This is a genomic window from Agromyces sp. P1_H4 (genome assembly GCF_056405255.1).
Genome location: NZ_JBFUCL010000363.1, coordinates 1 through 3,711, shown reverse-complemented (window position 1 = coordinate 3,711; position 3,711 = coordinate 1). Strand labels below are relative to the sequence as shown.

Annotated in this window: 4 protein-coding genes; 2 read left to right on the top strand and 2 right to left on the bottom strand. The window is 72.9% G+C overall.

All coding sequences use genetic code 11. The annotated features are described in order from the left end of the window. Positions 1-260 (bottom strand): hypothetical protein (locus AC1DY2_RS17110; protein ID WP_476763504.1); only part of this gene is annotated, 260 nt, incomplete at its 3' end. A gap of 90 nt (positions 261-350) precedes the next feature. On the opposite strand from AC1DY2_RS17110, the gene AC1DY2_RS17105 reads away from it, so the two are divergent. Together AC1DY2_RS17105 and AC1DY2_RS17100 are read left to right on the top strand one after the other, a co-directional pair. After that, on the top strand, positions 351-2,042 hold the full coding sequence (locus AC1DY2_RS17105) for a dolichyl-phosphate-mannose--protein mannosyltransferase (RefSeq protein ID WP_476763503.1): 1,692 nt from the start codon (positions 351-353) through the stop codon (positions 2,040-2,042). Positions 2,043-2,071: 29 nt separating this feature from the next. Then, a complete protein-coding gene (locus tag AC1DY2_RS17100) occupies positions 2,072-3,052 on the top strand; it encodes a YeiH family protein (protein ID WP_476763505.1) in 981 nt (326 codons plus the stop codon). Positions 3,053-3,074: 22 nt separating this feature from the next. Here AC1DY2_RS17100 and AC1DY2_RS17095 read toward each other — a convergent pair. Next, on the bottom strand, positions 3,075-3,711 hold a 637-nt coding region (locus AC1DY2_RS17095), incomplete at its 5' end, for an NAD(P)-dependent alcohol dehydrogenase (protein WP_476763502.1).

The following is a 3,711-nucleotide window of genomic DNA, read 5'->3' as shown; positions in this document are numbered from 1 at the left end:
GCGACGAGGGCGTCGATCGCCGCGAAGAAGGCGGCGACGCCCGGGAGGTTCGCTCCCTTCGCCCGCGACGCGGCGAGGTGCTCGGGCGCCCGCCAGGTGACGACGTCGAGCCACTCGTCGCCGGGCAGGCGGACGAGGCGCGCCTCGAGGAAGCCCTCACGGTCGGCGGCGAAGTCGGCGAGCATGCCCGGCCGCGCGGCGAGGAGCGCGGATTCGCGGTCGGGACGCACCCGGAACCGCGTGAGCTCGATCGTGGTCATCTCGTCGATTCCTCCTCGGCGTTCGGCGCTGCCGACGCTACCGCCCGCCACCGTCATCGCCGGCGGTCGCGCGCGATTACTCTGGGGCGCATGGGTGTTGAGACCGGCGCCGCGGACGCGCGCGCTTCACAGGCGCGCGAGCCCGGCGACGCGGCATCCGACGACGCCGTGACGGCCGACGAACCCGAACACCCCGACGACGAGCCGTTCGTCGAGGCGCGCGGCACCCGGCTCGACGCCTGGTGGGGACGCATGCTCTCCACGCCGCGGYGGCAGCAGCTCTGGTACTGGGGCGGCCCGCTGGTGGTGACCCTCCTCGCCGCGGTGCTGCGATTCTGGAACCTCGGCCATCCGCAGGCGATCATCTTCGACGAGACGTACTACGTGAAGGACGCGTGGACGCTGCTGCACCACGGGTACGAGTCGACGTGGCCCGAGGGGGCCGACGAGGACTTCGCGCGCGGCGACACCGACATCTTCCTCGACGAGCCCAACTACGTCGTGCACCCGCCGCTCGGCAAGTGGATGATCGCGCTGGGGATGGCGGCGTTCGGCGCCGACAGCGCGTTCTGGTGGCGCGCGAGCACCGCGCTCGCCGGCACCGTCGCGGTGTTCGTGCTCGCGCTCGTCGCGCGGCGGCTGTGGCCGTCGACGATCGTCGCCGTGATCGCGGCGTTCCTCTTCGCGGTCGACGGCAACGCCATCGTGATGTCCCGGGTGGCCCTGCTCGACAACTGGGTGATGCTCTTCGCACTCCTCGGCTTCTGGTTCGTGCTCATCGATCGCGACCGGTCGAAGCAGGAGCTGGAGCGCCGGCTCGAGCTCGCGCGGGCCGACGGCCGTGATCCGCACTACGGTCCGGCGATCTGGGCACGACCGTGGGTGTTCGCCGCGGGTGCCGCGTTCGGTGCGACCTGCGCGGTGAAGTGGTCGGGCCTCTGGTTCCTCGCCGCGTTCGGCGTCTACCTCGTCATCGTCGACGCGCTCGCCCGACGGCGCGCAGGGGTGCCGTTCTGGCTGACCGGCGCCGTGCTCAAGCAGGGACCGGTGACGTTCCTCCTCTACGTGCCCGTCGCGGCGATCGTCTACCTCGCCTCCTGGACGGGCTGGCTCGTCACCGACGGCGGCTACTACCGGCACTGGGCCGACGACCTCCAGAACCGCGCGACCGGCTTCTTCTCGTGGGTGCCGCCGGTGTTCCAGAGCCTGTGGCACTACCACCTGTCCGCGTACACCTACCACCTCGGCGTCCACGCCGACCATCCCTCGCAGTCGAGCCCGCTCACGTGGCTGTTCATGTTCAAGCCCACGAACATGTACTTCGCCGACACGAAGGACGGCTCGGGCGGATGCGGCGCCGACACCTGCTGGTCGTCGATCATCGGGATCGGCAACCCGCTCATCTGGTGGGCCGCGGCGCTCGCGTGCTTCTACCTCGTGTACCGGCTCGTGCGGTACCGCGAGTGGCAGGTGGGGGCGATCCTGCTCGGCCTGGCCGCAGGGTACCTCCCCTGGCTCATGTACCTCGACCGCACGGTGTTCCAGTTCTACTCGATCGCCTTCCAGCCCTACACGATGCTGGCCCTGACGGCGGTGATCGCCCTCATCCTGGGCCGCCGCGACGACGTGCGATGGCGACGGGAACGCGGCATCGCGACGGTGGCGATCTTCCTCGGGTTCGTCGTGCTCGTCTCGGCGTTCTACTACCCGATCTGGACCGCGGTCCCGGTCACGCCCGAGTTCCGGCAGCTGCACTTCTGGGCGCCGAGCTGGGCCACGTGAGCCCCGCGGGGCCGACGGCCGGCGGGGCGATGCGCGAGCGGATGCCGGGACTCGCCGTCGCGGCATCCGCGGCCCTCGTGGCGTGGCTCGTGCACCTGGCCGTGCCCGCGGTGCCGATCCTCACGGTCGCCGTCGCGCTCGGCATCATCGTCGGCCAGGTGCCCGGGCTGCAGCCGGCCCTCGGCGGCACGCTCGCACCCGGCCTCCGCGTCGCCGCGCGCCGGCTGCTGCGCCTCGGCATCGTGCTGCTCGGACTGAAGCTCAGCCTCGTCGACATCGCCGGCCTCGGCTGGATCACCATCGCCACGACCGTGGGCGTCGTGCTGGTGACCTTCGTCGGCACGATCGGCCTCGGGCGCGCACTGGGCCTGCCCGGGCACCAGCCCGTGCTCGTCGCGAGCGGGTTCTCGATCTGCGGGGCGTCCGCCATCGGCGCCATGGCCGCCACGATGCGCGCGAAGGACGAGGAGCAGGCCGTGCCGGTCGCCCTCGTCACGCTGTGCGGCACGCTCGCCATCGCCGTGCTGCCTGCGCTGTGGCATCCGCTCGGCCTCTCGACCACAGGGTTCGGGCACTGGGTGGGTGCCGGCGTGCACGACGTCGGCCAGGTCGTCGCGACCGCGCAGCTCGCCGGACCCGCGGCGCTCGCGGTGGCCGTGGTGGTGAAGCTCACCCGCGTGCTCATGCTCGCCCCCATGGTCGCGATCACCGCGGCGGTCGAGCGCCGGCGGGCGATCCAGCCCCTGGGCCGGCCACCGGCGATCGTTCCCCTCTTCATCGCCGGCTTCCTCGCGGCGGTGCTGGTGAACTCCTTCGTACCCCTCCCCGACTGGCTGCTCGCGGGCGCCGACGTGGTGCAGACCGCCCTGCTGGCGACGGCCCTGTTCGCGCTCGGCGCCTCCATCCGACTCGCCGAGCTCGTGCACACCGGATGGCGCGCACTCGTCGTGGGCCTCACGTCGTGGGTGCTCGTGGCGGCGCTCGCCTACGGCGCGGTCCTGCTCGGCTGACTGCGGGGCGGCACCGCAGGGCTCAGATCGCGATCACGACCTTGCCCCGCACCTGCCCCGACTCCAACCGGGCGACGGCCTCGGCGGCGCGGTCGAGCGGGAACACCGCATCGACGACCGGTCGCACCTCGCCCGCGTCGACCCGGCGGGCGAGCTCGGCGAGGTCGTCGCCGCTGCGGCGTGCGGCGAGCGTGCGCAGCCGCTGGGGCACGAACGGCGACGTGACGGATGCCGCGGCGATGCGCCCGATCGGACCGAGTACTCGGCCGCCGCGCCCCGACGAGAGCACGAGGGTGCCGCCGCGTCGCAGCGCCCGTCGCGTGCGTCCGAGCGGGTGGTCGGCGACGAGGTCGAGGATCACGTCGTAGCGGCCCTCGCTCGCCGTGAAGTCGTCGGACTCGTAGTCGACGGCCCGGTCGGCGCCGAGGGCGAGCACGTGCTTGGCCTTCGACCCCCGGCAGACCCCGGTGACCTCGGCGCCCATCGCCTTCGCCAGTTGCACCGCGAAGCCGCCGACGCCGCCCGACGCGCCGTTCACGAGCACGTGCTGTCCCGGCGTGACGCCCGCGAGCCGCATCGCCTGCAGCGCGGTGGTGCCCGACACCACCATGGCGGCGGCGTGCACGGCGTCGACCGAGGCCGGGCGCCGCGCCACGAAC

What these genes read in the sequence shown, in the direction of transcription:
- AC1DY2_RS17100 (WP_476763505.1), top strand. Translation starts at nt 2,072, where the DNA reads ATGCGCGAGCGGATGCCGGGACTCGCCGTCGCGGCATCCGCGGCCCTC.